This window comes from Shewanella khirikhana, from assembly GCF_003957745.1.
GTDB classification, from domain to species: Bacteria; Pseudomonadota; Gammaproteobacteria; order Enterobacterales; family Shewanellaceae; genus Shewanella; species Shewanella khirikhana.
The window spans coordinates 2,271,457-2,298,326 of the sequence record NZ_CP020373.1; the positions used below are offsets into that span (position 1 = coordinate 2,271,457).

At 42.7% G+C, this 26,870-nt stretch carries 24 protein-coding genes and 1 pseudogene; all 25 read right to left on the minus strand.

The genetic code is table 11. The annotated features are described in order from the left end of the window. Positions 1–45 precede the first annotated feature (45 nt). A complete protein-coding gene (locus STH12_RS09945; protein WP_126167397.1) occupies positions 46–1,065 on the minus strand; it encodes an NAD-dependent epimerase in 1,020 nt (339 codons plus the stop codon). 28 nt (positions 1,066–1,093) lie between these two features. Next, entirely contained in the window at positions 1,094–2,452 is a 1,359-nt protein-coding gene (locus STH12_RS09950) for a UDP-glucose dehydrogenase family protein (RefSeq protein ID WP_126167398.1), read from the minus strand. Positions 2,453–2,568: 116 nt separating this feature from the next. Further along, positions 2,569–3,099, minus strand: coding sequence for a dTDP-4-dehydrorhamnose 3,5-epimerase (gene rfbC / locus STH12_RS09955; protein ID WP_126167399.1), 531 nt, complete (start codon positions 3,097–3,099; stop codon positions 2,569–2,571). Positions 3,100–3,165: 66 nt separating this feature from the next. Then, complete coding sequence (rfbD, locus tag STH12_RS09960) at positions 3,166–4,086, minus strand: dTDP-4-dehydrorhamnose reductase (RefSeq protein WP_126167400.1); 921 nt, start codon at positions 4,084–4,086, stop codon at positions 3,166–3,168. Continuing rightward, positions 4,083–5,078: a glucose-1-phosphate thymidylyltransferase RfbA gene (gene rfbA, locus STH12_RS09965; RefSeq protein ID WP_126167401.1), complete on the minus strand. Its 996-nt coding sequence runs from the start codon at positions 5,076–5,078 to the stop codon at positions 4,083–4,085. Before rfbA ends, rfbD begins: the two co-directional genes overlap by 4 nt. Before the next feature lie 34 nt (positions 5,079–5,112). Next, the gene (rfbB, locus tag STH12_RS09970) at positions 5,113–6,189 is read right to left on the minus strand and encodes a dTDP-glucose 4,6-dehydratase (protein WP_126167402.1); all 1,077 of its coding nucleotides are present in this window, start codon (positions 6,187–6,189) and stop codon (positions 5,113–5,115) included. A gap of 231 nt (positions 6,190–6,420) precedes the next feature. Continuing rightward, positions 6,421–7,786: pseudogene (glmM, locus tag STH12_RS09975) on the minus strand (phosphoglucosamine mutase). Between the two features lie 67 nt (positions 7,787–7,853). Next, positions 7,854–9,791, minus strand: coding sequence for a polysaccharide biosynthesis protein (locus STH12_RS09980; protein WP_126167403.1), 1,938 nt, complete (start codon positions 9,789–9,791; stop codon positions 7,854–7,856). Between the two features lie 124 nt (positions 9,792–9,915). Next, entirely contained in the window at positions 9,916–11,142 is a 1,227-nt protein-coding gene (locus STH12_RS09985; protein WP_126167404.1) for a glycosyltransferase family protein, read from the minus strand. Between the two features lie 24 nt (positions 11,143–11,166). Beyond that, positions 11,167–12,210: an acyltransferase family protein gene (locus STH12_RS09990; RefSeq protein WP_126167405.1), complete on the minus strand. Its 1,044-nt coding sequence runs from the start codon at positions 12,208–12,210 to the stop codon at positions 11,167–11,169. Then, positions 12,207–13,028: a hypothetical protein gene (locus tag STH12_RS21440; RefSeq protein WP_164551179.1), complete on the minus strand. Its 822-nt coding sequence runs from the start codon at positions 13,026–13,028 to the stop codon at positions 12,207–12,209. Before STH12_RS21440 ends, STH12_RS09990 begins: the two co-directional genes overlap by 4 nt. A gap of 82 nt (positions 13,029–13,110) precedes the next feature. Then, positions 13,111–14,898 carry an asparagine synthase (glutamine-hydrolyzing) gene (gene asnB, locus STH12_RS09995; protein WP_126167406.1) on the minus strand — a complete coding sequence of 596 codons (1,788 nt, stop codon included), beginning with the start codon at positions 14,896–14,898 and terminating at the stop codon, positions 13,111–13,113. 1 nt (position 14,899) lies between these two features. Beyond that, positions 14,900–15,454 (minus strand): sugar transferase, encoded by a 555-nt coding sequence (locus STH12_RS10000; RefSeq protein WP_126167407.1) that lies wholly within the window; start codon positions 15,452–15,454, stop codon positions 14,900–14,902. After that, on the minus strand, positions 15,438–16,271 hold the full coding sequence (locus STH12_RS10005; protein WP_237158824.1) for an aldolase/citrate lyase family protein: 834 nt from the start codon (positions 16,269–16,271) through the stop codon (positions 15,438–15,440). The genes STH12_RS10000 and STH12_RS10005 overlap by 17 nt, the downstream gene beginning before the upstream one ends. Next, positions 16,264–17,745, minus strand: coding sequence for a lipid II flippase MurJ (locus STH12_RS10010; RefSeq protein WP_126167408.1), 1,482 nt, complete (start codon positions 17,743–17,745; stop codon positions 16,264–16,266). The genes STH12_RS10005 and STH12_RS10010 overlap by 8 nt, the downstream gene beginning before the upstream one ends. Before the next feature lie 61 nt (positions 17,746–17,806). After that, the gene (locus tag STH12_RS10015) at positions 17,807–18,913 is read right to left on the minus strand and encodes an N-acetyl sugar amidotransferase (RefSeq protein WP_126167409.1); all 1,107 of its coding nucleotides are present in this window, start codon (positions 18,911–18,913) and stop codon (positions 17,807–17,809) included. Positions 18,914–18,916: 3 nt separating this feature from the next. After that, positions 18,917–20,191 carry an N-acetyl sugar amidotransferase gene (locus STH12_RS10020; protein WP_126167410.1) on the minus strand — a complete coding sequence of 425 codons (1,275 nt, stop codon included), beginning with the start codon at positions 20,189–20,191 and terminating at the stop codon, positions 18,917–18,919. Positions 20,192–20,203: 12 nt separating this feature from the next. Next, a complete protein-coding gene (locus STH12_RS10025; protein WP_126167411.1) occupies positions 20,204–21,013 on the minus strand; it encodes a HisA/HisF-related TIM barrel protein in 810 nt (269 codons plus the stop codon). Beyond that, entirely contained in the window at positions 21,006–21,659 is a 654-nt protein-coding gene (gene hisH, locus STH12_RS10030; RefSeq protein ID WP_126167412.1) for an imidazole glycerol phosphate synthase subunit HisH, read from the minus strand. The genes STH12_RS10025 and hisH overlap by 8 nt, the downstream gene beginning before the upstream one ends. Before the next feature lie 13 nt (positions 21,660–21,672). Further along, positions 21,673–22,437, minus strand: coding sequence for an oxidoreductase (locus STH12_RS10035; protein ID WP_126167413.1), 765 nt, complete (start codon positions 22,435–22,437; stop codon positions 21,673–21,675). After that, positions 22,427–23,125, minus strand: a complete 699-nt coding sequence (locus STH12_RS10040) for an acylneuraminate cytidylyltransferase family protein (protein WP_126167414.1) — start codon at positions 23,123–23,125, stop codon at positions 22,427–22,429. Before STH12_RS10040 ends, STH12_RS10035 begins: the two co-directional genes overlap by 11 nt. Beyond that, positions 23,122–24,099, minus strand: a complete 978-nt coding sequence (locus STH12_RS10045) for a Gfo/Idh/MocA family protein (RefSeq protein ID WP_126167415.1) — start codon at positions 24,097–24,099, stop codon at positions 23,122–23,124. The genes STH12_RS10040 and STH12_RS10045 overlap by 4 nt, the downstream gene beginning before the upstream one ends. A 2-nt stretch (positions 24,100–24,101) precedes the next feature. Beyond that, complete coding sequence (locus STH12_RS10050) at positions 24,102–25,154, minus strand: nucleotidyltransferase family protein (protein WP_126167416.1); 1,053 nt, start codon at positions 25,152–25,154, stop codon at positions 24,102–24,104. Positions 25,155–25,165: 11 nt separating this feature from the next. Continuing rightward, positions 25,166–25,804, minus strand: coding sequence for an acetyltransferase (locus STH12_RS10055; protein WP_237158826.1), 639 nt, complete (start codon positions 25,802–25,804; stop codon positions 25,166–25,168). After that, positions 25,797–26,870, minus strand: coding sequence for an N-acetylneuraminate synthase (gene neuB, locus STH12_RS10060; protein WP_126167418.1), 1,074 nt, complete (start codon positions 26,868–26,870; stop codon positions 25,797–25,799). Before neuB ends, STH12_RS10055 begins: the two co-directional genes overlap by 8 nt.

The following is a 26,870-nucleotide window of genomic DNA, read 5'->3' on the forward strand; positions in this document are numbered from 1 at the left end:
AAGAAGCAAAAACGCGCCCGAAGGCGCGTTTTTTAACACTTATGGTCAGGGATGGTAGAAGCCAAGATACCAGTCGGCAAAAGCTTTTACACCCTCTTCAATTGCGACCTTCGGGCGCACGCCCGTAATAGCAAATAAGTCCTCGGTATCGGCCCAGGTGGCTTTCACATCGCCATCCTGCATCGGTAAAAACTGCTTGATGGCCTTCCGGCCAAGGGCATTTTCGAGGGTTTCAATAAAGTGCATCAATGACACAGGGCTGCCATGGCCTATATTCAGTACCCGGTATGGCGCTGAACTTTCCGAGCTTTTGCCGCTTTCCACCGACCAAGCAGGTGATACTGCGGGCGGCAGCGGCAGCACGCCCACCACGCCTTCAATGATGTCGTCGATAAAGGTAAAGTCGCGGCTCATATCGCCCTGATTAAACACCTTGATGGGCTCACCCGCCATAATCGCCCTGGCAAACAGCATGGGCGCCATATCCGGCCTGCCCCAAGGGCCATAGACGGTAAAAAACCTCAAGCCTGTGCAGGGCACACCATATAAATGGGCGTAGCTGTGGGACATCAGTTCATTGGCTTTTTTGGTGGCCGCATAGAGGGAAATGGGGTGGTCTACCGAGTCAGTCGTTGCGAACGGCAGCTTTTTATTCAGCCCATACACAGAGCTCGATGAAGCATACACCAGATGCTTTACCCCGCTTTGGCGACAACCCTCCAAAATATTGAGGTGCCCCACCAAATTGGCATCTGCATACGCGTGGGGATTATCGATGGAGTAACGCACCCCCGCCTGGGCGCCAAGATGCAGCACCCAGGCAGGCTTTAAGGTATCGAAAAGCGTTGCTATCGCGCTGCGGTCAGCCAGTTCCATCCGCTGAAACTGAAAATCAGCATAAGCTTCAAGCCCGGCGAGGCGCGCCTGCTTTAACGAAACATCGTAGTAATCGTTAAGATTATCGATGCCATAAACCCGGTGCCCCTCGGCAAGCAGCCTTTTACACGCCGCGGCGCCAATAAAGCCCGCTGCGCCCGTTACCAATACTGTGCTGGAGTGGCTCACTTTATTCCCCTTACACTGTCATCAATCATTAGAGTACCTTGCGCACATCTGCATGCTTCACCGAGCGGCCTCGGCCAATGCCGTAATAGGCAATGCCCTTGGCCTCAAGCCGGGCCGGATCGTATAGGTTACGGCCATCGAAAATCACCGGCTGCTTCAAAAGACGTTTAATTTCGCTGAAATCTGGGGCTCTGAAACTCAGCCATTCAGTACAAACAATAAGACCATCGGCGCCGCTGAGGGCGGCCTCTTTGGTTCCAAGCAGTTTAAGCTCGTCACGTACACCGTAAATGCGCTGGGCTTCTGCCATGGCTTCAGGGTCGAATGCCTGCACTGTGCCACCGGCCGCGATAATCGCCTCAATGACCACCCGGCTTGGCGCCTCACGCATGTCATCGGTTTGAGGCTTGAAAGACAGGCCCCAAAGCGCAAACACCAGCCCGGTGAGATCGTCACCAAAGTGCTGCTTCACCAGTTCAGGTAAACGCTGTTTTTGCTGATGATTTACCGCTTCAACCGATTTCAGCACCCGTGCATCAACACCGATTTTTTCGGAGGTTTTCACCAGCGCTTTCACATCTTTCGGGAAACAGGAGCCGCCGTAACCGCAGCCAGGATAGATAAACTGATAGCCGATGCGCGGATCTGAGCCTATGCCCTTACGCACCATTTCGATATCGGCACCAAGATGCTCGGCAATATTAGCCATCTCGTTCATAAAGGAGATTTTGGTCGCCAACATGCAGTTGGCGGCGTACTTGGTGAGCTCGGCGCTGCGCACATCCATAAACAGCATACGGTCGCGACTGCGGTTAAAAGGCGCGTAGAGCTCACGCATCACCTCTTCCACTTCATCGCTGTGGGTACCGACAATAATACGGTCAGGGCGGCGACAATCCTCCAGCGCCGCCCCCTCTTTCAAGAACTCAGGGTTCGAGACCACTTCGATGCAAATATTCAGATCCCGCGAAGCAAGTTCAGCAGCAATGGCATCCCGCACCTTATCGGCTGTTCCGACCGGCACTGTGCTCTTGTTAACCACAATTTTGGGGTCAAACATATGCAGGCCTATGTCCTTGGCCACCCCAAGCACGTGAACCAAATCGGCGCTGCCGTCTTCATCGGGGGGCGTACCCACGGCGATAAAAATCACCTCGCCGTGATTAACCCCGGCCTGAGTATCTGTGGTAAAGGTCAGGCGATGCTGCGCCACCTGCTCTTTCACCAGAGTCTCAAGCCCCGGCTCATAGATGGGAATTTGCCCCTGCTGCAGCCCGGCGATTTTGGCTTCATCTATATCAACGCACAGCACGTCGTGGCCCACTTCAGCCAGCACAGCACCCTGCACCAGCCCAACATAGCCAACACCAAATACGGTTACCTTCATCCTTGCTCCGAACATTTAACGTACGCACACGGCAAAAGCATGCCATACCATTTGCAGCAAGCATATGACAAACAGGATAAAAATGAAATTCAGGCGGGAATTAATGAGAGGACAGCTTACAAATCCACAAAAGCCATACCCAAGTTATCTTTCTCGGAAATAAGTGGCGACGATGAGAGCGGCCAGTGTATGGCAAGTACGGGGTCATCCCAGCGGATACAACGCTCGGATGCTGGATGATAAAAATCGCTGCATTTGTAACTCACCATGGCAGTTTCTGAAAGCACATAAAAACCGTGGGCAAAACCTTTAGGGATGAACATCTGCTTATGGTTATCGCTGGACAGTATCTCTCCAACCCACTTGCCATAGGTCGGCGAGTCTTTGCGGATATCCACCGCGACATCAAAGATGTCACCCTGCAAAACAGATATCAACTTATCCTGCGGATGCTGCTCCTGCCAATGCAGCCCTCGCAGTGTGCCTTTAACTGAAAGTGAGTGGTTGTCCTGCACAAAATGAATGGGTGCCACTAACTCGGCAAATTTCTGCTGTTGCCAGGATTCAAAAAAATACCCGCGATCATCCCGAAACACCTTTGGGACAATAAGCTTTACCTCATTGAGTGCAGTAGCTATTACCTGCATGCACGACTCCGATTAGTCGATGTGGTTGAAAAGAAGAAAACAGAAGTGAAGAGCTGAGATAATAAATCAATCTTCAGCCCCTGCCTTTGTTTCCAATAGTTTAGTCAGCTCACTACGCCAATCAGCAGCTTTAATTCCGAAAGCCATCTCGATTTTGCAGCTATCAAGCCTCGAATTTGAGGGTCTTCGCGCCAAAGCTCGGAAATCTTCAGTGCTTATGGGGATCAATTGCGGACAACGTCCAACCACGCCGAGCCTGTATGCTTCAGCAAAAATGACCTCGGCAAACTCGTACCAACTAACAAAGGGCTGGCCGGAAAAGTGGTAGGTCCCCCAAGAGCAATTGTCAGCGCTGGTATGCTGTGCGAGCTGCCATATTACCTTAGCAAGTTCAATGGCCGGAGTAGGTGCGCCAATTTGATCGGCCACTATGCGAAGGGTTGCCTCAGCCTTAGCCTTAGCCTTAGCCTCAGGCTCTGGCTTGGACGCCGCCATCCTCAGCATGCTGTTTACAAAGCTTTTACCTTCGCCACTAAAAACCCAGGATGTTCTGATGATCAAGTATCTGGATGAGTGCTTGGCAATCAATTGCTCACCGAGCCATTTGGTTTGTCCATAAACGGACAAAGGTGCGGGCGTGTCATCCTCGCGATACGGGCGGCGCATTTGGCCATCAAACACATAATCGGTAGAAATATGGATAAGCGCAGCGTCAGTTGCTGTTGTCGCCTTGGCAAGATAACCACAGGCATCAGCATTGATTTGACCGCACAGTGCAGGCTCAGACTCGGCTTTATCGACCGCAGTGTAGGCAGCACAGTTGATGACGAGTTGCGGCCGGTGAAACGACAGATAATCGGCTATGGAGTCCGGTTCGAGAAAGTCCACTTCATCCCTTGAGGGCGTCAGTACTTTCCAAGCTAACGGCTTAGATGCCTGCAATGCCCGCCCAACCTGACCGCTGCCGCCAAGAATCACAACGTTCATGAATTATGTTTGTCCTGGTCCAACCCAGCAGAGTCTCGGCCGTTCAAGCCCTGCTCATTGGGATCTATGTTGAGACCATCAGATGTGAGGTCGGCAGATATAAAGTCGCCCGGACTCAGATAATCACCCATATCGACCAGTCGTTGGAGGTAATCACCATAACCACTGTTCTTAAGTGCATCTGCATGTTCCAGTAACAGCGCTTTAGAAATCCAGCCTTGGCGATAGGCAATCTCTTCGAGGCATGCAATCTTTAGCCCCTGGCGCTTTTCGATGGTTTGGACAAAGTGCCCTGCTTCCATTAAGGCATCGTGGGTACCGGTGTCAAGCCAGGCAAACCCGCGGCCAAGCACACTGACCTGTAATTGATTCGCCGCCAGATACGCATTGTTGATATCAGTGATTTCAAGCTCGCCCCTTGCGGAAGGCTTTAGGTTTTTAGCAAACTCTACAACTTGATTGTCGTAAAAATATAATCCGGTAACCGCGTAGTTCGACTTAGGTTTAGCAGGCTTCTCTTCAATGCTGACGGCACGCCCTGCATCATCGAACTCCACTACCCCAAATCGTTCAGGGTTCGTAAGATGATACGCGAAAATGGTTGCGCCAATGCGATTGCTGGCAGCTTGCATGAGCTGCTTTGAAAAGCTCTGGCCATAAAAAATATTATCGCCAAGGATTAGTGCTACCTGGTCGTTACCAATAAACTCTTCTCCAATCAAAAACGCTTGTGCGATGCCCTTAGGTTTCGGCTGAATAGCATAGCTGATGTGAACCCCAAAATTGCTGCCATCTCCCAACAAGGCTTGAAAACCTGTGATATCGGCTGCGGTTGAGATTAGCAGAACGTCACGAATGCCGGCGAGCATGAGCACCGACAGCGGATAATAAACCATGGGCTTGTCGTACACCGGCAGTAGCTGTTTTGATACACCGCGGGTAATGGGATATAACCGGCTCCCGCTGCCGCCTGCCAGAATAATACCTTTCATACTAGTGCCTTGTGTGCTGCGCCGTGACAGATGCTTATCGATTAGCTGCCTGCGCTTGGAAGTGTTGGACATACCAGGCCACTGTTTTACGCAGACCAGACTCGAAGGTCTCCTGCGGCAACCATCCTAATTCTGAAGTAATTTTACTGGCATCAATGGCATAACGCACGTCATGACCGGGCCTATCCTCAACATGAGTGATTAGCGATGCATAACGCTGAATGTCTCGCGGCTTAACCGGCGCAAACTCTTCCAATAGAGTACAAATAGCTTCAACCACTTGAAGGTTCTGCTTCTCAGCGCCACCACCAATGTTGTAGGTCTCACCAAGACGTCCACGCGTCAACACTGCGTAAAGCGCGTGGGCATGGTCCTCCACATAAAGCCAATCACGGCGCTGATCGCCCCGTCCATACACAGGCAATCCTCTGCCTGCCAACGCATTATTGATAACCAGGGGTATGAGTTTTTCGGGATACTGGAAAGGCCCATAATTGTTTGAGCAATTACTGATGACGACTGGCAGCCCATAGGTTCTGTACCAAGCTCTCACCAAATGATCGCTGGACGCCTTTGATGCCGAATACGGCGAAGAAGGTGCATAAGCGCTGGACTCGGTAAAGCCATCGCACCTGTCAGAACTGGAACTGCGGGAATTGCTGGCTCTGCGGGCATGATCACTCACATCCGCCAAGTCGCCAAATACCTCATCGGTGGAAACATGATGGAAACGAAACGTGTTTTTACGCTCATCTTCAAGCTGCTGCCAATATTGTCGAGCCACTTCCAGCAAAATGTAAGTGCCCACTATGTTGGTTTGAATAAAGGCATCAGCACCTGATATCGAGCGGTCAACATGGGTTTCTGCCGCCAGGTGCATCACCGCATCTGGCTGGTAGCAGGCAAAAATCGCCTCAAGCGCTGACTTATCACAGATATCCGCTCGCTCAAGCACATACCGACCGCTCTGACTAACTTCGGCAACCGACAACAGATCCGCAGCATAGGTGAGCTTATCCACATTCACTACACAGTGCTCTGTGTCGCGAATTAACTGCCGGACAACTGCAGAGCCAATAAAACCACAGCCACCTGTGACAAGAATCTTCATCTACATCCTCAAAATGTTTGGCTGATTTAATCCTTTAGAACGTCGCCAAGCGAATGCTAGAAAATGCAGAATGCTTCGCTTCTAAATTCCATGATCTATTCCACTGCACCCTGTAGCCGCTCGCAGCGCTCTTTGAGCCACCATAACACCACACGATGAACTTTACCCAGAATACAAAAAAGCCAGCAAGTCTACCTTGCTGGCTTTAAGTGTGGCAAATAACTCTATAAATCAGCCAGGAAAAACGGCTCGTACTGCATTTGCAATCAGCTCTGCATACTGATTGGCCTGTCGAGCCTCTTTGGCTTCAACCATTACCCGGATAAGAGGTTGAGGTTCGGTGCCTGATTTACGTAGCAGTACGCGCCCTTCAGTGCCAAGAGCTGTTTCGGCAGTTGCTAGCGCATGGGATACCGACGGATGCGGTAAGGCAACGGCTGCATCGCCGTCCAAGTGCACGTTAACAAGTACCTGGGGGAACATCTCAAGCTCGGTAATGGCGTCAGCAAGGCCTAAATCGAATTCGAGCAATGCCCTCAGCGCTTGAAGCGAAGCCACTATTGCGTCCCCTGTGGTGGTGAAGTCAAGCGTCAACAGATGCCCGGAGTTTTCACCGCCAAAGCGCCAACCCGTCTCCTTAAGCAGTTCAACTACGTACCTGTCTCCCGCTTTAGCACGCTTGAACGGGATACCAAGATTGCCCAGAGCTTGCTCAAAACCAAGGTTGGACATCAGGGTGCCTACCACTCCAGAGACCTGCTCACCACGCATCTGGGCGGATTTAGCAAGCAAATACAATAAGGCATCACCGTCTACAACCTGGCCTTTATTGTCAACCATCATCAAGCGGTCGGCATCAACATCAAGTGCTATCCCCAAAGCTGCATCGTGGATCATCACAGCCGTTTGCAGACTGTCCATATAGGTAGCACCGCAATGTTCGTTAATGTTAACGCCATCGGGCTTATCATTGATGCTGATAACCTCAGCACCCAGCTCACGATACACATTCTTGGCAATGTGATATGCGGCGCCATGGGAACTATCGGCTACAATTTTCAGACCAGTCAAAGAGAGGTGATTGGGAAAAGTGCCTTTACAGAATTCAATGTATCGACCAGCTGCATCGTTGATTCGGCGAACCTTGCCAAGCTTGTCAGACGCTACGCAAGCCATTGCACCATCTTCAATGGCAGAAACCAGCTGTCGCTCGATTTCAAGCTCTTGCTCGTCGGTTGGCTTGGTACCAGTGTTGGAGAAAAATTTAATACCGTTGTCATAATGGGGGTTATGTGAAGCGCTAGTCACCACTCCAGCATTGGCCCTGAAGGCAGAGGTAAGATAGGCAATCGCAGGGGTGGGTATGGGGCCAGTTAGGGCCACATTGACATCGGCTGCACAGAAACCTGCTTCCATAGCAAATTCCAGCATATAACCACGCAGGCGAGTATCTTTGCCGATAATGACCTCTTTAGTACCGGATGCTGCCATCACAGTGCCTGCGGCCCAGCAAAGTTTAAGTGCGAAATCGGGGGGGTATCGGAAACTCACCTACCCTTCCACGTACACCATCGGTACCAAAATACATCCTTGACATCTTAATCCCCGGAAAATAAATGGCCGGGCTAACTCGGCCTGAAAAACTTGCGCGAATTTAAACTGACTTAAACGCCGACCTTTATAGACAAAACTTTAGCATCGTTTAAATCTTTCTGTTTATTCATCCAAACGAGATCGCAAATACCATCGGTGGGATTGAAGCCTGTTGGTGCTTTGAGAAGCAGCTCTCTGATAGTCTCATGGTCAAATGCATGACAGGCCATATCAAGTTTATCAAGCAAGACTTTAAGCTCATCCCACATGAGGCACACTTCGTTTGCAGTCATGATCCGCTCATGTTCCGTACCTTCAACATTGTCACCAATCAGCAGCTCCTCATAAAGTTTCTCACCTGGCCGAAGACCGCTGAACTGGATTTCGATATCGCCGTCAGGATTATGCTCGTCTTTTACCTCAAAACCAGATAGACGTATCATTTTCCGAGCGAGGTCTACAATCTTAACCGACTGCCCCATATCGAGCACAAACACATCTCCACCACGCCCCATTGCACCTGCCTGGATGACAAGCTGGGACGCCTCTGGAATTGTCATAAAGAAACGCGTGATCTCTGGATGGGTTACTGTGACCGGGCCACCATTGGCAATTTGTTTACGGAATAATGGAACTACAGAACCACTGGAGCCGAGCACGTTACCAAACCGAACCATACAAAAGCGCGTCGATGTATTTTGTTTTGACAGCGCCTGAAGCACAAGCTCTGCCATCCGTTTAGTGGTTCCCATTACGTTGGTGGGTCGGACCGCTTTATCGGTAGAAATAAGAACAAACGTTTCAACACCTGTTGCGATTGCTGCTTGAGCTGTGTAGAGGGTACCAAACACATTGTTACGCACGCCTTCTACAACATTGTGCTCTACCAAAGGTACATGCTTATAGGCTGCCGCATGGTAAACAGTCTGTACGTTAAATGCCTCCATAACGGCTTGAACACGATTTTGACGCTGTACGGAGCCCATCATAGGAAATATATCCACCGTTAGGCCGAGATCTGCTTTTATAGCATGCAACTCTCTATCTATGGAATAAAGCCCGAACTCAGAAAGCTCAAACAAAACCAATTTACTCGGTGCAAGGCGTATGATCTGCCGACAAAGTTCCGAGCCTATGGAGCCCCCCGCTCCAGTAACCATCACAGCTTTCGCTGTAATATTTGCTGCCATTAAGTCGGTTCTTGGAGCAACTGCATCACGCCCTAGCAAGTCCTCAATTTCAACTTCTTTCACATCACTAAAAAGTTTATTACCACTCACCAAATCCGCCATTGAAGGGAGAGTCATTACCTTTACGGAAAGCGGAACAAGAGTTTGAAGTATCTGTTGACGACGAGCCCTACTCGCACTGGGCATCGCTAGAAGAACCCTAGTGGCTTGCTTTTGCTTGATTAGTTTACGAATGATTGACGGTGAATGAACATGAAGTCCCTGAATAACAGTACCATGAAATGTTTCGTCATCGTCAACAAAAGCAAACGGGTGATATTCATGACTCTGGGCTAATGCTAAAGCTGTTTGTCTCCCGCTCACTCCTGCTCCATAAATAATCACAGGTTCACCGCGACGATTTAAACCAATACCGACCATTGAGCGCATAATCCCCCTTGCTCCACCAACGAGTACCAGTGAGAATACGGCATAAATAAAAGGTACCGTACGAGGGAGATCCACTTGTAGCACATAAGCAAAGGCTAACATAGCTATCGTGCTTATAAAAATACCTAGAGAAATAGCTGTCATCGCTTGAGCGCTTAGATACCGCAATACCGCCCGATACAAACCAAGCTTAACAAATGCAAAAATACTTAATGGGCACACGAATGTAACCAACAACCAATACTGACTATTCGAAAACACGTCGAATGTGTCAAGCCTCATCACCAATGCAGACCAAAATGAGAAGACCAAAAACACAGAGTCTAGGACCACACTAACAATGCGTTTTTGAAATCGATTAAGAGAAAACAAGAGTTGTAGAAAAGCCATAGAATGTAATCCTTAGACTCACATAAGAAAAAATTCGCAAACGTGACAACATGTGGAACAGATGAAAATAACCAAAAAAGATGCACTAAATCCAGAACCATATTTAAATAAAAACTGGTTTCAATTAGCGAAGTAGATCTAAAGCCTTGTAGATCTCAGCACAAACTGCACCTGTAGCGTCCTTCCTGGGCGCTATAGAATAGCGATCTTCAGACCTAGAAAAAACATCTATTTGCTCATCGAGTTGATGGCCAAGAGCTTCTATACAACTCACACCGTTTGAAATACCCATCTTACTAAACGGTGCATCCTCTGTGAAAATTGAACAATCTAATGATATAACTTGCTTCCCTACTAAACTAGCCTCAAGTCCTACGGTGGAAGCAGTGACAACGACTAAATCGGATGCGTGGACAATCGAATATAGTTCATCGGTTACGTTGCTATAAATTACGTTTTCAGATGCAATAAACTGCACATTTTCACTTGGATGATACCTCACTGCTAAATATACACCTAGTTTATCTCGAACATAGTCCCTAAGATAATGTTCAATATTTCTAGGTAAAGCTGGGTCTCCAACTCTATTACAAAACGGATGCATCACGGGTTCTGGTTGAGAAGCATACAATATCAGAAAGTCTCGAGAACTCAAACCATAATCTTTACGAAGATCGCGACCTTTATGAAAAAAACTCTCGTCGTATACCGAATCAAAAGCAGGGTTCCCAGTAACAACGATCGTCGAGGAATCGCATCCTTTCTTGACAAAAAAATCCTTAACTGAATTGTTCAAAACACAGATTTTAGTAGCATAGTTTGGTTGAGAAATCCATGCGGCCTCTTGAAGAGCAAACATGTCCACTAAACAAATGGAAGATATTCCGAGAAATGCAGCTGCGTCGAGAGCAGCTCTTTCTGAGCGAGGTGAATTAGTAGCTATAACAAGGTCGGGTGAAAGGTCCTTCAAAGCACTTTTGAAAAACTCAAGTGGATAAAAAGATTGCCGTCCCTTGTCAATCCAGATATCCCAAGCGAGCGCTCCATGCCTGTTTTTTAGCTCATGAAAATTAACTCCATGATACGCAAAAGATTCAGATTCCGGAACAGAAGAACTTAGCTGAATCCCAGCAAGTAACTTCTTACCTAGGGCGATGTGGTCATCGGTAGAGAAATCTGAATATGAAATATAGTCAACACCTTCAGAATCCAATACAGCTAAAGCAGTAGTCAAGCCAAACACTACTAATTCAACATTACCTTCCAGCTTAAGCTGCCGAATAATCGGAAGTAACATCTTAATGTGACCTCCGCCATAAGCAATAAGAAAAACCTTAAATTTCCGAACCATACAATCCAATTCCAAAATGTTAACCTAACGAAAGCCTAATTTCAAAAATGGCTTCTCGATATACTTAAACGAAAAGAAACAAACAAGAAAAGTAGAGAGTAAAGCGACAAAAAACACCAATAACCCACTAAAAATGTCGCCAAACAAAAATTTAATAGGGAAATACACTAAGGGGTGAAGTATGTATATGGAGTAACAGTGATCACCAAGCCAAGATAGAAAACGATGAGTGCGCCCAGATAGAACGGGATTAATATAATAATAAATAAGCAAAAACAAAACGACTAAAGATGTCAAAAATACTCTTCCCCACCCTGCGAGCAACTCCGACCTACCGTTGTCGACTGGATATAACGTAAAAACGAAAAAAAAGATAAAAAGAATCAACCAATAAATTCGAAGGCTTCCGCCTGTGGCAGGTCTTATATAATGACCAATGAGAACTCCCGAAAAGAAAAGGAAAAAATGATTTGCGGGATGTACGTACAATGACCAAGTTTCAGCAATATCTCCCGTGTGCTCTATAAGAAAAAGTGCGTAATACAAAAAAATGATAACAGTTAAACCATATAAAAACCATAAAATCTTATAAAGCCGATTCTGTATTAAAAGCACGACTAATGGAAAAAGCAAATAAAAAACCATTTCATTACCAATAGACCAACCTCCTATTGGGACATAACTGTCGGGTGAAAAGAAGCCAAAAAGCAGCGTAAGGTTCAAAAAAACCTCTACAGTGTCCAAATTGAATTGGTCGCCGGAAATCACACTTTGAGCTAGCTTATAGAAGAGAGTTACCAGTACTGCAAAAAAATAAAGCGGCCATATCCTCAGCAGTCTTTTTATATAGAAACGTTTTATTTCAAAAGAATTCTGACGAAGATAGACAACACCTAAACTTATACCGCTTAATATATAAAACACGGCGACAGCGTAAACTCCTAACTTTCCTATCAAATCAGAATTATCTAATTCAATTCCCTGCCATGATAAATAATGGTAAATCATGATAGAAAGTGCCATAAGCCCTCTAAAATAATCTAGAGAATAATATCTTTCGTTATTCACCCGGCTCTCCAAAATAATATTCTAAACGCACGAACCAAAACGATCAAAAGACATAGCGCATAAGATATAAGCCCTACTCCCTCGAAAAAAATCAGTGGTATCCCCCCAAAAAAAAATAAGCCGGCTCTACTAGAAAATCTCGAACTACATGTACCAGATACTATGACGAATAGAAGAACAATGGTTACAGTAGTATATATTATTAGTCTACTATACTGCTGATACTCCATAGCAACATAGAATGTACTACGTTCAAAAAAATTCCCATTGGAAGCCGAACCGGCTGAGCTAAACATATATTCATATTTATGAGCCAAGGAACCGAAGAAACCTATCAACATAACGATGAAAACAGGTATAACCAATGGGTAATATTTCCTCAAATACTTAAAAGAGGTAATAACGCCAAATATCCAACCCACAACAATACCAGAACTAAGATTAGCAAGGAGTGCCGAAAAGATAAGTAAAAAATACCTGCCTTTTTCATAAAACAAACATAGATATAGGTATCCTAAACCAAGCATTCCAAGAACAGTTCGGTAACTAAGCAGCAAAGGAAAAAATAGCAATAGCCAACCTGATAAAACAACAACCCTATCTCTAGCCGAAAATAGAGGGAATATATATACGAGATAAAGTAGGGCCTCCAAATAAGTAGACCAGCCGTTTATGTGTGCCAAATAAAATGGAAAAACTATAAATAAGCGTAAAGAATGGATAATAAACAATGGAGAGAATATTGAACCATTATTATAATTTTCGAAAACATAGCTTACTTGTGAATAAAATCCATCGTTATAGATATCCTCAAACATAGTAACGTTTAAAGTTCCTGCCAAGGATACATAAACAATACAAAAAAGCATAGAGCAAAGTCTATGCTTTTCCAAATAACAACTACGCTTCATACCGATAATCCGGTAAAAACTGTCTAAACCAAACTTCAAGAGCCATTAAAGCACGAATTTCCCTCGTATAGTTACATTCCCCTTTACAGTGCTCTTCATACATCGACTGAACAAATTTATAATCAAAAAGGTTTCGTGATTTAGCCTTTTCAGAGAGCAGCAAATCATATACCATATCTTTAAGTTCATGTTTTAACCACTCCCCTATAGGAACGGTAAACATCTGCTTTTTCCTGTATGTAAGATTCTCGCCGATAAGGGGGCTTACGGCCTTCTTATAAATATATTTAGTTTCCCCATTTTTTAACTTCATCGAACCTGGCATAGAAAATGCGAGCTCGATCATTCTGTAGTCTAGAAAGGGGGACCTGTTTTCTATAGATACAGCCATTCCCATCCTGTCAGGCTTAACCAAGTTATTTCCACTGAGCAGTAACATAGTATCAACATAGAGAACTTTGTTAATTCTATCGTTATCATTTAACTCAAAGAACCTATTGCTAATTAGTTCCCGAGTATGGTCGAAGGTAGTCACTATCTGTGTAGCAGGGTTCAAAAGCCTGACTCTAGATTCTTCGCTAAACAATGACAACGTGTTTATGAAGGCGTCAAAAAAATCATCATCAGGTAGAGAGGGATCGGTAGATTCGAATAACTCTCTATATTTGTCATAACCTGCAAATAATTCATCGGCCCCATCTCCGGTCAGGACCATTTTAACTTTTTTTGAAGCTAATTCCGCGACCTTAAGCGTAGGAATAAATGAAACATCTCCATGGGGTTGATCGCAATGGAATATTACCTTGTCCCAGTATGATAACAAATTAGGACTTACTTTTTCACACTCATGTTCAGTCGAAAACCTTAACGCCGCTTCTAATGCAAAGGGTGATTCATCGTATTTTTCTTCGTTAAATCCTATAGAAAAGGTCTTGACCGGGCAAGCAAGGTGCTTAGCCATAAAACCTACAACAGTTGAGGAATCCACGCCACCGGAAAGAAAAGCGCCGAAAGGCACGTCAGATCTTAACCTCAACCTTACAGCGTCATCTATTGTCTCGTTAAAGCGCTCAACCCACTGCTCCTCTGAGACATCATTTTGAGATCTACCATCCAAACGCCACCACGTATAACTCTCTAACCCGTTTGAAGACACTTTTACATAAGTACCAGGAAGCATATGCACCACCCCTTCAAACATAGTTAATGGCGCAGGAACGTAGTTATAAGCTAGATAGCTATCCAATGCTTGCAAATTCAATTCTCGCTTTATAGGGAAATTAAGAATTGATTTAATCTCAGATGCAAAGATGAAGTTTTTCGCATCTTGATAAAAATATAATGGTTTTTCACCAACTCGGTCTCTGATAATAAATAACTCGTCAATTCTCGCATCATAAATTGCTATCGCAAACATACCGTTTAGACGGTTGACAAATTCGATACCATACGTAAGGTAAAGATTAAGAATGACTTCAGTATCACTATGGGTTTTACAGCTAAACTCTGTACTACTCAACTCCTCCGCTAGCTCAATGTGATTAAAAATCTCACCATTTTGAACCACTACCACATTTCCATCGTCTGAATAAAAAGGTTGGGAACCACCCTCAACATCAATTATCGCAAGACGCTGGTTTCCGATTGCAACACCATCGCCAAAGTATATTCCTTGACCGTCAGGACCTCGATAATTGATAATATCACCCAACGACCTGATCACATCTCTCGTCATGTCAGTTTTATCAAACGAAAAATGTCCAAAAATACCACACATTCTAATTTCCGCCCTTAAAAATTACTTGCTTAACTGTTTTTGCAATAATAATCAAATCAAAATAGAAACTCTGATTTTCAACATAAAAAAGATCGTACTTCAGTCGCTGCCTTTCGGTACCTGATGAACGGATTGTACATTGCGACAATCCAGTGATACCGGGTATAACAGAATTTCTCTTATCCCAATCAACTTTTCGATATAACTCAATTTGCGCTTCTACGTTAGGTCTAGGCCCTACGATACTCATATCACCGACCAATACGTTAAATAACTGAGGCAACTCATCAATACTTGACTTTCTCAGAAATCTGCCAACCTTTGTAATTCTTGGATCATGATTCGATGTACTGTAGGATCCTATAGATTCGGCATTAGTGACCATTGTTCTAAATTTATATATTTGAAAAACTTTACCAGCTTTACCTACTCGGTTTTGTCTAAATATTACCGGACCGCGATCGCCGAGTTTTATAAATACAGAAACAAAGATCAACAAAGGAAAAAGTATAATTATAGCCAACAGTGCACAAAAAAAATCAAATATTCTTTTCAAAATTCTTTCCCACGACCTTATTAATAGTAGATATTAACTGCTCATGATAAATATCAATAACACATGAAGACTCTCCTCTCAACTTCTCTTCTTCTGTCCTGAGCTGTGATATATTAAATTCGAAATTTGCATCTCTTAGGTCTTCTATATTTTTTGCTCGTTTATGAAAAGCACGTGCCAGAATAACACTAGACGAATTCAGTCTTATATGCTCTGAGAGAATTAGTTCTGCTGGCAATTCACCTTGCCCGATACACGCAATTCCACCAAATCCAAATGGTTTTCCAGACTGCTTTAATTTATAAACTAACTCCGACAACAATCCCGTAGCTAAAGGCTCAAACATGAAAGACATACCGAGATCTCGGTGTAAATCATTCAAACCTATATAGACCTCAGTGACGCCTTTAACGTTCGCGACGTCCTGAATACAATTTGCTGCTTTTGCGGTTTCAACTAGCGGAATGAACTGACACCTATGATCAATTAATTCTGATACAAAATTCACTTCACTGACAGAAGTAAACATTGGCAACATTACTATGTCAGCCCCTGCTGATAAAACACGTTCAATTTCATATTCAGTATTATCATGGACAGGGTTAATTCTGACTAAAAGTTCAGATTTATTCAAAACCTTACGTATTTTAGAGACATCTTCCAACGTATGGTTACTAATAACGGTATCTAGATGTCCCTGCCTCTCATATTTACCAATTATTTCCAAATCCAAAAATATTCTTTCAACGCCACAGCTCTGAGCAAATTGAGCTACCTCGGGGCTATTTGTTATTAGCATTAACTTTATTCTATTCACGTACTAACCTCTTAGACAAGCCTGGGACACCGTATTGATAAAGTGGAATAAGGTTTAGAGAAATGTATATTAAAGTAAAAGTAGATATCCAAAAGAAAGAACTGTCTAGGTAACTAAAAACTAAATGATAGAGAACAGATGTAATGGAAGCAGTTGATAATTGAACTAGGTTACCATCCCCTAAGTGGAAAAATCTTACCTGATGTTTAACATTCAGCACGACTAACAACGAAATTGTTATAGACAAAAAACCAATATTCATTGCTATTAATGCGTCTATTGAAGAGAGACCTAGCAAATGGATGCTGACGATACAAATAGATATATTAATTGCTAATATCCATAATGGTGTTGAGTTATCTGCCTTAGCTGCAAACGCAGCCACAATAAAACTAATTAATCCTTGAAGTCCTAACGAAAGGGAAAAAACCTTAAAAAAATTTGCTACTGTATTTATATCGTCTTGAGTAAAACTCCCTCTACCGTATACCAACTCAACGATGTAGGTAGAGCAATTATAAGATACTAAAGTGATAACAATAGAAATAACAATAATTATACAAGCTACGTTAGTAAATGTCCTCGAAAAATGTCGAGGTTCTAAAGTCTCAGATAGTTTAGGGAAAAATACAATTGAGAAAACTGTTAATACTACACCTAGCGGCAAATCAACCAATTTCATCGCAAAGTTAGATATTGCTAAATATCCTTCACCATCCAAAGATATATACGCCCTTACCAATATAGGAAAACTAAGTGTTGCGACGCAACCCAATACACAAAATATGTATTGTCTCGCTAACTCTTTATCCACTAGATCAGTTCTAAAAACCGCGGATGGTTGAAAGTTATTTAATCCACTATAGTAAAACAAAAATAAAAATCTTACCGTTACAGCTACTATCACAGAAATACTTACATAGTTAAATACAGAGCTATCTAAATTAAACTTAAAGTAAAATGTTATAAAGAATATTACCACGACGTTAAAGATCAGAGTGCCTAATGCAGCAACAAAAAATTTGTCATTAGAATTCAAAAAAGCTGTTGTTACACCCGACATTACAATTAATGGGACTGAGTATAAAACAACGCTTAGACTCCAAAGAAAGTCTGCGCTGACCATATCAACAATTCCGGGTGATAACAAAGATAACAGACTTGTTGAAAAAAACGATAAAGAAAAACTAATTGCTAAAAATACTACAAAGGAGATTAGCAATGCCTGAATATAGAGCGCACTTCTGTCAACATAATTATGAGCCTTAAACCTTGGGATTAATACTAAGCCGATTGCTCCGCCTACCAATATATTAACGACAATATCAGGAATAGTAAGCAACAGAATTATCATATCGGCATCTAATGATATGCCGAAACTAGAAGCTACGATCACATCTCTCAGGAACCCTGTTACTCTACCGAGAAATAGAGCAAATGAAACACTGAGTCCAGCTAACAATACTTTATTCATTTCAATTATTTTACTTATTGTTCAAGGTTAGCCTATAATAACCTTGAACAATGATGATAGATTATTTAACTTTAAATTTTAGCTTCCACTGATCATTCACAAACTCCCATAACTCTTTATTTCTAAATTTCTCTACAGTTTCTTCAAATTGCTCTAAAGTGATCATATGGAAATTAAGAAAGTCTTCCAAATCATTGAACGGTTTTTCGTCCTGTAAACTATTAACTATCCTTACAGCGTCTTCACGAGAAAGACGATCATTCCAGATATCGTAGCAGGTTTGATCTGTTGCGCGCCAAAATCCGAATTTTAGATATTTAAACCAAATATTAATTTCGCAAAGTTTCTCGTCTATATTGTCATAATCTAAATAATTACCTGGTAATGGACCCGCCCTTCTCCCCGTAAAACCGCGTGGCAAAACGAACTCATAGTTTTGTCGGCCATACCATTTAACAAAGTGCCCAAGATAGATACTCTGTACCCCTGCTTCTTCAAGCTTATTGTAATCAGGGTATTTATAGAAAAAAACGTCGCGCTCAGATACGTCATCATCAAGCCAGTCAAAAACAGTCTTTTCTTTAACCAAATCGCTCTTATTTATTGCCAAAGCGGAAGGCTTACTTTCACTACGCTGTAAACCACCAAATTCAAAGGCTATATCTTCACCCCAAACAACCAACGGAACTTCATAGATTAAAGCTGTGTTAACAACGCTTGAGAACATTGCACAATGTTCCGCCCAATTTGGTTCTCCCTGGCGTAGGAAACACTTCTGACGGATTTTTCTAAATGTGCTCGGCTTAATTGTAATCTTCATATGATCGACATTTAGGTCTTTAATCATATTATTAAGGTTTTCTATACCTTCAGTCGTTGGCAAATGTGCAGCCAAAGTTACACACAACACTTTTAAACCGAAATGTTCTGCAAGAATTGCAGCTTGATACCAACTATCTTTTCCACCGCTTACTGCTACTATACAGTCATAAAATGGATGATTGGCCTTTTTGATATCTTCAACAATCAGCTCAAGATCTTTGAAACGTGCATCCCAATCAATAGTTGCTTTTACTTCTTTAGTACGGCATGCGTTACAATAACCTCTGTCATCCAACCATACGCCAGGCTTAGTATCAGGCATCACACAGTTTGAACAAAATTTCATACATTAACCCTCAACAGCCTTATAATTACGTTTATCCATGTAAGTCCGGCCAAGCAATATATATTCATTAAAGGTAGACTGATCCTCTAGTAAATCTGTAAGCATATACTCTCTTGGATCTGAAACTTCAACCTCAAAGCCAGTGTCGAAGTTGATATCATGCTCTAAAACACTTCCTTTGCAGAACCAGCTACCATCCTCATTTTTTTCCCAAGCGAATGGATCTCGGAATTGGTCAACAAATGACATAAATTTTTCTTCTGACAACCCCACCCAATCAAGAAAAACTTCAAGCGCTTTAGGTTTAACTTCAATATATTTTTTAATAAGTGCTAAACCCTCAGACTTGCTAATTCTTTTCAAACGTATATCACGAGCTACATGATCAGAAACTTTAGCATACCCAAACTTAAGATATTTAACATAGTCGTGCACACTTGCGTTGTTAAAGCAATGTATGGATTCGTAAGTATTGTAGGTACGTTCTTGGATATGAGTCTCGTATCCAAACTTACTAATAGCGTTTTCTATTTGCGTCTGCGAATCCCAGAAAACATAGTTACCAATATACAAACCACGAACTCTTGATTTTTCAAGTTGCGCATCGGAGGGATAAGTAAACGCTTGCAGATCTTTATGTGTGACTTTGTCAGAAACACCAATTAATGACTCAGCATCAACGCAACGCATTGCGTGCTCTTTTCTTACCTTTTTAGTCATTTCAACGCGGTCGTGGTGGCTAAACATACCGACTTGATCCAACCAACCATTAACACCCCAAATAATCAGTGGGATGTCTAATTTGGTTGCGACCTGCACCGGGAAGGTTTGACTACCCGCCAACACATGCCAATACATATCACCAAATTTCTGCAAAGTAATTTTTGTAATTTCTTTGATGGTATCAGGACCAACGGTAGACATCATATGGTCGCAATCAAGCTCGGTAATCAAACGCGCTAGGTTACGAATACCAACCTTCGTACTGAAGTGCGTGTTGTAGGTGACAAGCAATGGATTTAACCCGTACTTATTTTTCACCAAGTCAACAATAAAGAAATCATCTCCCGTTCCAACGACAGGGATTACACAATCATAAGATGTTCCTGAACGACCTTTGTATTGAGACAATAATGCATCGAGTTCTCTTTCTTTGGCATCCCAATCGATTTCATATTTTTCTTCATGCACACGACAGCCGCTACAGACTCCCTGGTCATCTAAAATAAGATTTAGCGCATGATTTTCAGGATATAAGCATCTATTACAAAATTTCATTATATCTATACCTTAAAATGGCCGACCGAGAATATCCAAGGAAAAATCTTCATATTTTACTTCTGAGCTCAAACGAACTTCCAATCCAGAACTACGCATTTGAGCCTTAGCAGCAATTGTACTGTGTTCCATGTGCTGAAAAATGTTTGCTGCTGCGACAGCCTGGCAGCCACCTTTTAACACAGCGTCAGCTAAATGCTCGAATCGTCCAACACCACCTAAAGCAATAACAGGAATATTCACTGAGGAACTAACTTCTTTAAGTAATTCAGTGTCATATCCTAAACGAGAACCGTCACGCTCAACAGAGTTTAATAAGATTTCCCCTGCCCCCGCAGCTTCAATCTCTTGCAAATGATGTTTCAGATCCATACCAGACACTTCTTTGCTCAGATAATCATATACCGCATAACCAGAGTCAGTTTTCACTACGTCAACTGATACTGTAATGCACTGATCACCAAAAATGTTTGAAGCCTCAGTGATAAATGCAAGGTTATTGCGCACAACAGAATTAAGACATACTTTATCTGCACCGGCTTTGAGTAGACTTTGGATATGTTCTAATGTTTTAATACCACCACCAACTGTCAGAGGAACAAAACACTCTTTAGCAGCCCAAGTTACTAACTCGACATTAGGAGCTCTAAGCTCTTTGGTTGCATCAATATCGATAATAACAATTTCATCGACATCCCAATTGACAAAGAATTCAATGGCTGTTTTTACATTACCAATAGGTAAATACTTGTTAAAGTTAAAACTTTGAACCACCAAATCGTTTTTTGTAATAATACAAGGAATCAATCTCGTCTTAAGCATTGTGTTGACCAACCATTGAACTTGCCCATTTGAAAAAACTACTTAATGCTAGTAAACCATTTTTCTGACTTTTTTCAGGATGGAACTGCATGCCTACGACGTTATCTTTTCTCACCGCTGCAGTCATTAATCCACCATAATCGAATTTTGCCATTGTGTACCGTTCATCACAGACTACATGCAAGCTGTGTACAAAATAGAAATCTTTATCTGCATGGAGATAATCAAAAATGATGTCTGCTGGCTGTAGAATTAAAGAATTCCAGCCAATATGGGGGACTCTTAAATCACCTTCCGGATGCATATAGGATACTTTTCCCGGAATCCAGCCTAGCCCTTTTGTAATTTCTTTTTCTTCCGAACTATCAAACAACAGCTGCATACCGAGACAGATACCGATAGTTGGTTTCTTCAACTCTTTCACAGCTTCATTCAGCACGGAGATCAACCCCTTTTCCGAGAGCTTTTTCATAGCGTCTGGAAAGGCACCAACACCTGGTAGAATAATGATGTCAGATGACAATATCACACTACTGTCGGCAGTAATTACAACATTGAAATCACCAATATGGGCGATCGCATTTTCGATCGACTTCACATTTCCCATCTCGTAGTCGATAATCGCTACACTAAGTTTATCAGCCATTTTTATCCTACCATTACAACGAGAAGCCATCATCTACAATTAAGTTCTGTCCATTGACAAAATTCGAATTTGACGACAGTAAAAAAACTATTGAACCCAAAACATCAGAAACGTCTAGCATGCCCCTTCCAAGGGTTTCATTTTTATAAGCTTTAAGAAAATCTTCAGGCTGATGGTCAAAGATACCGCCTGGACTTACAAGGTTGACTCGGAATTTACTGTTCGCGACGTATTTTGCCACATAACGTGATAGATGAATAAGACCTGATTTGATAGCAGCATATTCGACAGGCATAGTCATTTTGGTGTTGTCGTAAATATTGAATTTAGGCGGGATTACACCATAAACAGAAGATATATTGACCAGTGAAAACTCTGTCTGATGTTGCTCAAAATATCTGGCACATTGTTGCATAAATAAAAATGAAGACCCAAGATTCAGAGAGATATTTTCGTTAAAATCTGCCTGAGCTACTTCAAAAAAGTGTTTACCATAATTCTTGTTTCTTGGATAAGAACAATTGACAGCCCCTGTAATCCCCTCTGCCGAGTCAAAAAATTTGATTACGGCAGACTCTTCAGACAGATCCAATATAGATTTTTGCAAAGCTGTGCTATTGATATCCACCCCGGACTTGGATAGCTTATCGTTTAAACTGATTAGGTCTCGATCAATTGCAATGACCTCTGCGCCTTGCTGTATCAACTTATGGACGAGTTGAGAACCCAGTAGGCCTGCAGCACCGGCCACTACTACTTTTTTTCCTTCAAGCATCATTTAATTTTCTCTTAACTATTGCTTCTGCCAGCATGAAATCATAAATATCATCAATGTCCACCGCTCTTTCTTTTGGGATTAGTACACTTGTCACTTTTCCATCAAACAACGCATTTTTATCAAGAACAAACTCAGGTTTAGCGGCGTAAACTACTGTTGTTATGTCAAAAACTTCGGGAGCATCTTGCCTTCTGTACACACCAGTAGCAGGCTTGTTGACTAACTCCACATAGCCATCTTCGTTCTCTTTCACCATATTGAAATATGGACTACGATTTGCTGGTGTAACGGAAATGCAGATATCGGCTCCAGTATCTGAAAGTTGTTTTATGGCCACACTAACGTCGGTTTCACCACGAAGTGGGCTAGTGGCTGGTAAACTGACAAACACATCAAAATCACCATAACTGGAACGGACGTACTCAATAGCATGCCTCCAAGAAAGCCATTCTGGACTAGTGTCTGTAGTGAGCTCATCTGGTCTTCTTATAACCTTTGCACCACAAGCTAACGCAACGTCGGCAATCGAATCACAATCTGTAGACACAAAAACATCATCTATCTGAGAGACATTTTTTGCAGTATCTATAGAGTATTGGAGAAGCGGTTTGCCATTTAGTGGTTTAATATTCTTTCCTGGGAGGCCTTTCGACCCCCCTCGTGCAAAAATGAATGCAATTGTTTTCACGAGAGCACGTTTCCTTTATTAGACTGTTTCGCCAGCTGTATAAGTTCGATAACTTTAGCTGAGGTTCTAACTGAGGCAAGTTCTCGACGGCCAAGGTTTTCAACATCAGCAAAGGCTTTTAGCATATCCAGATACATGGTATTTTTATCGTATTGCTCATCTGCGTAAATCATAGAGGTACTATTCGAATCTTTGAACGTAACTGTATTCGCTACTAAATCCCAATATAGATTGCCCTTTTCACCTATAAACTCACATTTTCGTTGCGTAGCTTTTTGCACGAAATCTAGATGTACAGATATATAAACACCTGTTTCTGTCGTTATAATCAGATTGGCTATTTCTTCAACCTGAAGCCCTAATTCCTCAGTTGTTCTTAACCAACTATGTTGCAGTACCAGCGGACCAAAAATCCATTGCAGATAATCTAATTCATGGCTTAATTCAAGAAGTGCCCCGCCTCCAAGTTCAGCCTTTGCCGAAACCGAATCTTTATAACTTTTATCTGAGCGCCAACTCGGCAAAAACTGCCCTACGACGCTGTGCACATTGTAAACCGTACCTAAACCACCTGATTCTAAAAAGCTTTTCACAGCAAGCGCTGATGGCAAGAACCGTAAGCAATATCCAACAGCCACAGGCGGGTACTTTTTGGACTCATAAAAGTTGAGAAACTCGGCCGCATCGCTGAATTTAGCTGTCAATGGCTTTTCAATTAAGACTGGAATTTTATTTTCCAGCAAAAGTTTTGCGGTTTCGACATGATAAGATGCTGGCGATGCAAGCACTACGTAGTTCGGTTTTAATGCTATTATCTCTGACAAACTTACAACGGCACTTGCTCCTTCGGGTAAATCAAAATTTTTACCACTTGATGAAGCCACATAAATTTGAGCATTTGGATATAAAAATTTTAAATTTTTTATATGTCTTTTGGCAATACTACCCATCCCAACTACTGCATAGTAGTCCATTGTTAGAACTCCAAATTTCGAATATCAACTTGTGCTCTGTTGTAGTCTTCGATTCGCCCAATATCAAGCCAATATTCATGAATCGGGAACATCAAAACATTTGAACCTTTTGCAATAAATTGCTCAAGTAACGAAGGCATATCTATTCTTGAGTTCTGATCAACTGAACGCCAAACCTCATGACTAACCACATAAATGCCTGCATTGACGAAAAAACGTTGAATTGGCTTTTCTACCATGCTTATGATTTTGTTTCCGTCACTATTAATCACTCCAAACGGCACTTGGTATTCGTAGTCACGCACACACATTGTCGCTGCAGAATTATGTTTATTATGAAACTCTAAGACTCTTTCAAAGTCGACATTCGTCAACACGTCACCATTAATTAAAATCAGTGGTAATTTTGGCGCACTCTCAGGCAATAGCCCTAACGCACCGCCTGTACCTAGTGGGTTCTCTTCATGCACATAAGTTATTTTTATATCCCATTTAGAACCATCACCAAAATATTCTCGTATCATATCCGGTAAGTAGTGTGTCGAAATGTAAAAGTTTTCAAAACCGGCTTTGATAAAACTATTCAGCAATATTTCCAAAATAGGTCTGTCGCCAACTTTTAATAACGGCTTAGGGCAATTATCGGTTAACGGCCTTAGTCTTGTTCCGAAACCACCAGCCATTAAAAATATCGGGTTTTGATACTTAGACTGCTGGCCCAATCTTTGTAGGGTTTCTAAACCTGCTACCTTCTCGCCGTCAAGTAATGGGATCGCAAGCAATTGCTTTTCTTCCATATACTTAACAAGTTCTTTCCGTGCAGTCCCAAGTTTTGCTGTACATGGATGAGTATTCATCACGCTACTTACTGGACTAGATAGACTCAAATTTTTTAATAACCCGCGTCGAACATCGCCGTCAGTGACTACGCCTAACAAATGGTACTCATCGTCGACAACTAGTGCTGTTCTTAGTGAACCCGTATCAATTTTCTGAAGGGCTTCGAGAATAGGCTGTTCAGGCTTAACTAAGATTTCTTTCCAGTCATAACTCATTTAAAAATCCTTTAGCGCAAAAATGGTTTCGCGACGTACAATATTTTATTGCTTTCTAAATTTTTAGTAACTGTAGCGCCCGCACCAACTAAAGCGTGCTCCCTGATTTGAATGCCTTGAATTACCTGCGCACCGGTGCCTATATGGACAAAATCTTCGGTAATCACTGAACCGCTGAGTACAACACCTGGCGCTACATGATTGTGTTTTCCTATTTTGCAATCGTGTTCAATGATTGATCCAGAATTCAAAATAGTAGCCTCGCCAACCGTTACATTTGTATTCACAATACATCCTGGCATGACCTGAACACCTTCAGCCAATACTGCAAATTCTGAAACAATAGCATTTGATGACACTACAGTCATAAACGTATAACCTAATCGCTTAAAGCTCATATGAACCTTAAATCGTAAGTTGCTTCCTGGTAGCGATCCTATTCCATTAACAAGAAACACTTCAGTTTTGTTAAATCGTTCAACGTCAACGTCTTCTGTAAAATGTGGAATACCCGCGAATACTACCTTGGATGAGATGTCATCTGGGCAAATGATAGCAAGTATCTCTCGTCCTTGGCCAATCAAGATGTCAGCCAAAACACTTGCGTGGCCACCTCCGCCAATCAAAACGATCGGTAATGGTTTATTCAATGATGAGGTCTCCTGGCTGATAGTCCAAGCTAGCTTTGCGCTCAAGCATATCCCAATACTGGTAAGGAGACATTCCATTACCTGGACGCTTAATTGTCAGGTTATCAGTACTGAAGAGGTCACCCACTCTAATAGTCTGACTTGCTACCAAGCTTTTACGAGCAACTGATTTATTTTTAACTTCAGATACGGTTGGGGATTTTACCGCCGAACCCAGCGCCAGCTCTACTTGACGAATAGCCTTTACCATAGCCGAAAGCTCATCAGGCTCAAGAGAGGCCTTGTGATCTGGACCTTCCATATTCTTATCCAAGGTGAAATGCTTTTCGATCAAAACCGCACCACGTGCTACGGCTGCAATCGGTATCGCGATCCCTTCACTATGGTCAGAGTATCCCGCAGGCAAGTCAAAAGCACTACCGAGTGTATCCATCGCTCTCAGATTAATTTCAGCCATTGGAGCGGGGTATTCAGTTGTACAGTGCAAGATTGTCACCTTCTGTTTAAGTGCATTCTGTCCTGCTTCTGAAGCATAAGCTTGCTGAAACGCTACCATCGAGGGTGCGTCGTTAATCGCTGCCGTATAACCAAAGGCTATGACCCCTAAAGCCATTTCAATTTCCGCAAGAGTGGCCATTCCGGTGGAAACAATCAAATCACAACCGGTACGCGCATGCTCAAGCACCAGTGGCGCATTGGTCAGTTCACCAGAAGGCAGTTTTAGACGAGTTAACCCTAGATCGTTGACGAGGAAATCTAAGCTTTCAGAATCAAAGGCCGTGGAAAGAAACTCAATTCCCAGTGAATTGCAATGTTCGACCAGCTTATGATGAGCTTCGTAAGACAACTCAAGGCGGCTGAGCATAGCCAACTGTGACTCTTGCTTTTGAGTGTTAGCCACTTGGTAATCTGCTTGCTTAGCGTTGGATGTAACCAAATTTTTTGCTTTAAAGGTCTGAAATTTAACGATGTCAGATCCAGCCCTGTGGGCCGCATCAACCAGTTGAAATGCCAGTGCTTCATCACCGTTATGGTTTACACCAGCTTCTGCAATTATCAGTGTCAT

Coding starts and splice junctions, on each gene's coding strand:
- neuB (WP_126167418.1), bottom strand. CDS start 26,870: ATGACACTGATAATTGCAGAAGCTGGTGTAAACCATAACGGTGATGAA.
- STH12_RS10050 (WP_126167416.1), bottom strand. CDS start 25,154: ATGAGTTATGACTGGAAAGAAATCTTAGTTAAGCCTGAACAGCCTATT.
- STH12_RS10025 (WP_126167411.1), bottom strand. CDS start 21,013: ATGCTTAAGACGAGATTGATTCCTTGTATTATTACAAAAAACGATTTG.
- rfbC (WP_126167399.1), bottom strand. CDS start 3,099: ATGCAGGTAATAGCTACTGCACTCAATGAGGTAAAGCTTATTGTCCCA.
- STH12_RS10020 (WP_126167410.1), bottom strand. CDS start 20,191: ATGAAATTTTGTAATAGATGCTTATATCCTGAAAATCATGCGCTAAAT.
- STH12_RS10010 (WP_126167408.1), bottom strand. CDS start 17,745: ATGAATAAAGTATTGTTAGCTGGACTCAGTGTTTCATTTGCTCTATTT.
- STH12_RS10045 (WP_126167415.1), bottom strand. CDS start 24,099: ATGGACTACTATGCAGTAGTTGGGATGGGTAGTATTGCCAAAAGACAT.
- asnB (WP_126167406.1), bottom strand. CDS start 14,898: ATGTGTGGTATTTTTGGACATTTTTCGTTTGATAAAACTGACATGACG.
- STH12_RS09985 (WP_126167404.1), bottom strand. CDS start 11,142: ATGGTTCGGAAATTTAAGGTTTTTCTTATTGCTTATGGCGGAGGTCAC.
- hisH (WP_126167412.1), bottom strand. CDS start 21,659: ATGGCTGATAAACTTAGTGTAGCGATTATCGACTACGAGATGGGAAAT.
- STH12_RS10035 (WP_126167413.1), bottom strand. CDS start 22,437: ATGATGCTTGAAGGAAAAAAAGTAGTAGTGGCCGGTGCTGCAGGCCTA.
- STH12_RS09950 (WP_126167398.1), bottom strand. CDS start 2,452: ATGAAGGTAACCGTATTTGGTGTTGGCTATGTTGGGCTGGTGCAGGGT.
- rfbA (WP_126167401.1), bottom strand. CDS start 5,078: ATGAAAGGTATTATTCTGGCAGGCGGCAGCGGGAGCCGGTTATATCCC.
- rfbB (WP_126167402.1), bottom strand. CDS start 6,189: ATGAAGATTCTTGTCACAGGTGGCTGTGGTTTTATTGGCTCTGCAGTT.
- STH12_RS09980 (WP_126167403.1), bottom strand. CDS start 9,791: ATGGCTTTTCTACAACTCTTGTTTTCTCTTAATCGATTTCAAAAACGC.
- STH12_RS10015 (WP_126167409.1), bottom strand. CDS start 18,913: ATGAAATTTTGTTCAAACTGTGTGATGCCTGATACTAAGCCTGGCGTA.
- rfbD (WP_126167400.1), bottom strand. CDS start 4,086: ATGAACGTTGTGATTCTTGGCGGCAGCGGTCAGGTTGGGCGGGCATTG.
- STH12_RS21440 (WP_164551179.1), bottom strand. CDS start 13,028: ATGTTTGAGGATATCTATAACGATGGATTTTATTCACAAGTAAGCTAT.